The 6,446-nt window shown below is 31.6% G+C and carries 2 protein-coding genes; both read right to left on the bottom strand.

Annotated features, from left to right (window positions below; all coding sequences use genetic code 4):
• Positions 1-42 precede the first annotated feature (42 nt).
• Positions 43-1,299 (bottom strand): hypothetical protein, encoded by a 1,257-nt coding sequence (locus GvMRE_RS07950; RefSeq protein ID WP_147410680.1) that lies wholly within the window; start codon positions 1,297-1,299, stop codon positions 43-45.
• 5 nt (positions 1,300-1,304) lie between these two features.
• On the bottom strand, positions 1,305-6,446 hold a 5,142-nt coding region (locus GvMRE_RS07945), incomplete at its 5' end, for a coiled-coil domain-containing protein (RefSeq protein WP_172575327.1).

Below are 6,446 nucleotides of genomic sequence, written 5' to 3'. Positions count from 1 at the left end.
ATATATATTTTTAGACATATAGATGAAAATATTATTAAATAATTATTTCTTCCAAAGCTTGCTAAATCAACTTTTATTTTGTTCTTGAACTTGACAAACTTGCTTTGCTTCTACAATTTCTTCTTCAAAAACTAACGTTTCCTCTTTGTCTCGAAAAGCATAAGGATTATTATTTAACTCTTGATATTCAGCTTGACGTTCTAATTTGTTAGCAAATTTATTAACAAAACTTCTACCTTTTTTGACATAAGAATTAGCTAAATTAACCTTATCATTAACTTTATCAATTTGCTTAACTAGATTTTCCAACCTATTAATCAACTTTTCATCGTCTAAATGTAATTTACTCAATCCTTTCTTGTAAAGAGAATAGCCAAGTTGGTTTTCTACCTCTCTTATTAATTCTTTAATAGCATTAATCTCTTCGGTGAAATAATTAACTTTTTCATCCACAGCTTGGAAAACTTTTTGACCCTTTTTAGCATACTTTAAAAATGTGCTATCTGAATGATTAGAAGAAGATTGTCGTGCTAATTCTCCTCAATCAGTTCATTCTTCTTCGAGAGAAACATCAATAATTGGTTTTCATTCACTATCTATCAAAGCATCCGCTAAATTCTCTCGTAGTGTTTCTTCTTTATCAAAAGTTCCAATAGTAGTTTTAATAGTTAATTCAGGTTGATAATCTTTTTTGTTTATTTCTTCTCATTGTTGACTAATTTTGCTGTCTCATTTTTCTTGTTCTTGCCCTAACTCTAATTCTACATCATCTAATTCTATTTCTCCTACTCAATCATCATCAACTTCGATAAAGTTCATTGGGCAATTTATATCAGCTCACTCTTGTTTTCTTATATCTTGCTGTTTAATATCATTAATATGTTGAAAAAACTTAGCCAGTTTATTTAGTTTAGCATCAAGTTTATTTAGTAATTCATTCATCTGCTTTCCTCGATGAGTCAATTGTCTTTTTTTAGAATAATCAGACAAATGAGCAACAGTCTCTAAACTATCTAGACCACTAATTTCATAACGATTATTGATGACTCTTGCTGTTTTTCCTAGCATGCTTAAAACTGGTGAACCTTTTTCTAAACCTTGAGTAATTGAAGTTCCCATCTCAATTTTCTTTTGATAGGAATTTATTTTTTTCTTGGAGTTTTGGATATAACTTAGAATTTTCTCAATGTTGTCAGAAGATAATTTTTTACTTAAAACTTTATAACTTAACCTTTTGCCTTGATTAAGACATATTTTAGCATTGCTTATTGTTAAATTTTTTTTGCTCACTTGGTTCATATATATTATTTTAATACTTTTTTGCTAGTTCCTCTCAACTTCACTAACAATCCTCCTATGCTTACTAAACTAACTGCTAATAAACTAATCAAGATAATTCTTTCTTTATTTGGTGTTGCTGGGAGAGCTAATTCTTGTTGAGGTTGTTCAACTACTTGAATAGTATTTTGCTTCTTACTTAACTGTTTTTGAATAAAGGCTTGTCGAGCATTTACTACTTGCTGATAACTAGTAGCTTGTTGGATTTGTTGTTTAATGGTGTTGTCTACTGATTGGTTAAACAATTCTTCTAAACTTTCTAATTCTAAGCTTTTAATTACAGCTAAATCTTCTCCAAAAGGAGTAGTTTGGTTAGTTAATTCTTTTTCTAAGTGATTGATAGTTTGCTGGCTGGCTTTTAATTGCTCTTCTAATTCACTATTGCTAAATTCTTGATAAATAGTTTGTGGAGGTTTGTTGATTAATTCTTGGATTTTGGTGATTACTTGCTCTAAGTTAGGATTATTTAAGTTTAGGTTTAAAGTTGAATTGAGTTCACCAATTATTTCCTGTCCCCTTTCCTCTTTTTCTTGGCAAACTTTTCGGTATTGCTTTTCTCAATTGTTCCTTTCTCACTTAATTTTTTCGTAATCAGTATGAGAACAAACGGGGTAAACATTGTCATTTATTTGCGAATTATCTTTTTGTTGCTGTTGTTGTTGTTTGTCTTCTAATTTATTTTTTCTAAGATAATAACCTAATCCTATTGCTCCTGCTACATAGCCACTAATAGCTTCTGCCGCTCAACCCCTCCTTTTATGCTCGGTAGTGGTGGAAGTAGGAGCCGTTGCTGGCACATTAACAGTGTGAGTAATGGTTTCTGGCTCTAAAGGTTGGCTAACCGTGCTGTGAACTGGTGCTGGAGTGACCGTGCTAGTGTGAGTAATGGTTTCTGGCTCTAAAGTTTGGCTAACCGTGCTGTGAACTGGTGCTGGAGTGACCGTGCTAGTGTGAGTAATGGTTTCTGGCTCTAAAGTTTGGCTAACCGTGCTGTGAACTGGTGCTGGAGTGACCGTGCTAGTTTCGGTTACAGTCGAAGCTTCTGGAATTGGTCCAGTAGTTACAATCCCGGTAGTGGTGGAATTAGTCAACTGATTTCTTTCTTGAGCTTCCCTTTCTGCGATATTCTTCGCTAACTTTTCTTTATAAAACTGAGCTTTAACTTGGTATCTATTCGACTGAGTTATTATTTTCTGAATATATTCGTCTAAATAATCTTTATCTCGGGAGTTCGGAGCAGAGAAATTTTGCTTTGAAATTTCGTTTTCAAATTTTAGTTGAGCATTTTCCTCTAAACATGAACTTACTTTTCCTTTTAAATTGGTAATTTGAAAGTTTAATTCTGAAACACTTGTGCTACATTGTTGGTATCCATAATTACTATAAAGACCATAAACACCTAAAACACCAGTAGCAACTCGGAAAGGATGAGCCTTAATTTTACATAAAGCCGAGCCAGACACATTAAGAACTTTTTTTCCTCCCTCATAAATTCAGTTAAATCAACTAGCATCTTGGTTTTCTTTGATTTCAGATTGAGAAACAGAAGTATCTGACTCTACTAAACTTTCTGCCAGTTTACTCTCTTCTCCTTCTAAATCGTCTACTCTACCTTGAATTTCACTTTCTTGACTTTCAAGTTCAGATAAAGCCAAAAGTTCTGGTTCTCCTTCTGTTCTATCTAATTTACTTTCATTAGTAATAGAAATTACCCTCTTTTTTACTTCGGCTAATTTTTCTTTATTTTCACTAATTTCATTAGCTACCCTTGCCAGTTCTTTTAATCTTTCACTGGTATCTTTTAGTTTTACAATCTGGGGATTTTCTTCCTCGACACTAGCCTTTTCTTTGATATCAATCTCCTCTTCTAGTTCTGATGAATACGACGAAGTATCGCTCTCTTCTTCTGCAATAGAAACAATGTCTTCTTCTTTCATTTTCGATAAATAATCATCTATTTTATTTCAAGCTCCTAATATTTCTTGCTGAAATTCTAGTAATTTTTCTTTTTCTTTTATTTGTTCTTCTAACTGAGTGTTTTCTTCTTGGCTTTGTTGTAGTTTCTCGTTTGATACTTTAACTTTTTCCATTTCTTCCCTAATTCTTCCGAAGTTATGTAAAGACTGGCTTTCGATTGAATCTAGTTTAAATTTTAATTCTCCTATTTCTCTTTGAAATTCTTCAATTTGTCTTGCTTGGGCGGCAATTTTCTCTTGTTTTATTCGGTTTGCCTCTTTTTCTTCATCTAAATTATTATTGCAATCAATTAACAATCTACTGTTTTTTTTACCTTCATCGACTTCTTTTTGTAGTTGGTCAATAACTTCCTCTAACATTTTCCTTGCTTCGGGGAACAAAATCGTGCCTCTTTCTTGGGCTAACTTTTCTTCAATTTCACCAGTTAACCAAGCAGGTTTTTTTTGTTTACCATGACTTTGACCTCATTTATTAACTACTAACTGAATGATTTGCTTCAACTCTTGATTAGTATTTTGTGGTTTTGAACTTTTTCCTTTATTCATTTCTAACTTTGCTTTTAAACTATTCTCAAACCTATCAGCGATTTTTTGTTGTGATTCAATATCTGTTTTTACTAGAGTTGTTGAACTCCTTTTTTGAAAACGTTTTTGGGAAAATGAAAAGTGACCTGTGCTTTCTCTAGCCGATTTCGGAGTGTGAGGAACATTAAAAGGAGTATTAGGAGAAGAAACATTTCCACTTCAACTTTGTTGCCTAGTAATTGTTCTTCCTTTCTCTATGTTTTCATTTAAAAATTCTGCGATTTTGACACTTCTCTTCTCAACTGTTTTTTTAACAACATTAATCATTTCTTCTAAATCAGCTGTTTCGCTAATTTTTGATTCTCCTTCTAAACGAAATTTTTCATTAGCTAAATTTTTGATTCTCGCTTCTATATTCTGGAAACTATTAAACATTTCATCTTTTTCATTTCTCATTTCTTCGAGAAGAGTTTTGGTTTTTTCTACCTTTTTCCCCACTTCTAATTCTTCCTCTGCTTGCTGATTTTTCAACTCTGCGTTAAATTGTTGATATGTCTCTTCTGATTTTCTTTGTTGGAGTTCATGAGCTAAATTATCCCTTTCTATTGTTAAATTTTCGATTTCTTTATCTCTTTGTCTTTCTCTTTGCCCAAATTCACGAGAAACTTTACTTAATTCTCCATTTCTTTTTATAATTATTTTATTAAAACCATCCCTTTGACTTTTTACTGTTTTAAATTGTTCTTCAAGAACTCTTTTTTCTCCTTCAAGCTTGTTCATCTCTTCTAAATGCTTCTTATCTGTTGATTCCAACTCGCCCACTTTTAAAGTATTTTCTGGGTCGTATTCATTCATTAAATCCAGTCTTAAAGCTTCTTGGAGTCTTTCTTCTAAAACTGTTACATCTTTTTCTCTTTTTCCTAATAATTCTTCTATTTCTTTCTTATCCCTAATTAACCCTTTTCGGGATTCTTCTAACTCTTCAATTTGTTCTTTCAATCCGGCTACTTCTGCTTCTTTTTTTTCTAAATTGTTTTGAAGTTCAAAAGAATCAACCTGACTGCTAAAATAATCTCTTCTTTTTTGGATGTTTTGGGAAGATGAAATATCTGGACTAGTTGCAAAAGTTGAATTATCTGTAAAACTAGTATTCAAAAGATTATTGCTGATAAAATCAAACTCCTCTTTTAATTCATTCAATTCTGCTAAGTGTTGGTTTTGTTGTTCTTGGTAAATATTTTTAATTTCAAATATTTTTTCTAAAACTTTTTGGGTATTTTCTTTTTGGGCAAAATTAGTTTCTTTTTGAATATTAGCTAAATCATCTAACACTTCTCCAATTTTTTTAATAAGGGGAGCTTCGGTTGTCTCTGCTGACACTTCAAATTCTTCTTCCTTGTCAGCTATTAATCTTGTTTGATGAATAAGTAAATCATTTTTTTTTTTTTCATTTTTTGCCAAAATATTTTCAAGTAGAGCAGAAGTTCTGTTAAATGAATTATTTGCTATTTCTTCTTTATTATCAAAATGATTATCATCAAGAGAAAAAGAAAGTTCTTTTTTATTATTTTCCATGTTGTTTATATTTTTAGTAGTAGTAGTAGTAGTAGAAATTTCGGGTGGTTCTTTGGTCGATTTTTTTTCCTTTTCTTTTTTAGTTAAATCGGCAATTTTACTTGAAATCTCCTGGGCTTCGCCTAGTTGACCACTACCCCCTTTTAAATCACTGACATAATAAACAATCTCATCGAATATTTTTTGGCGAATTTTATTTGCTTTCCCTTTGGTATTGATGTCAACATTCTTTAATTTTTCCTCATAGTTAGCTTTTTCGTCATCTCTCAAAACTTTCATTTGGGCACTTTTCAGTTCACTTTTGAGAATAAATTTCTTGTCGGAAGAGAGCACAGAATAATCTCCTTTGGTATTTTTTTTGGCAACTTCCATGATTAAGTTATCTAAATAGTTAATAATGGCTTGTTTTTCTTCAACACTAATTGGCTCATTATTTTCAGAAGGAATAGGATTTTCTCCTGGTCTTTCTGAACTTTCTTTGCCTTTTATATTTGCTGCTATTCCGCTTGAAAATTCGTTAAATAATTCAGTCAACACCTTATAATCATCTGTGTTTGGCATTTCTCGGTTGGTTTTTTTGCCAAACAAAGCCTTTTCATAAGGAAACAATTCGGCAAAACTTTTATTTTGGTCAAATTCAGGGAATAAATGATAATCTTTTGAGTTTTTGTCTAAGGTGGCTTCTAAACTATCGCAAAAATTAGTTAAAGTTTCTACTGAAATTTGATACCGGTCTTGCTTTTCCGGCCTGATTTTTACTTTTAAGTCTTCCGTGTCAGTAATTTCTTTTTGTAATCACTTTTGAAATGCTATTCAACTAGGTGTATTTTCACTTGCTTCCTTTAATTGTACTTTCAATTTTACTTGAAGAGAACTGATTTCCTCGGCTTTTTCTTCGAGAATTCGGTTAATTAATGCTCGATTAACTATTACATTTTGTTTTATCGTTTTGTATTTGGTTATTTTTCTCACTTTGCCCTTCGTTCTCATTAATTTATCAAGTTCTTCATCACTTCAATCAACTTCTTCCTC

It is taken from the genome of endosymbiont GvMRE of Glomus versiforme, from assembly GCF_003546845.1.
Note: the sequence above shows the minus strand (reverse complement) of the source record. Positions and strands in the feature narration are given on the sequence as shown.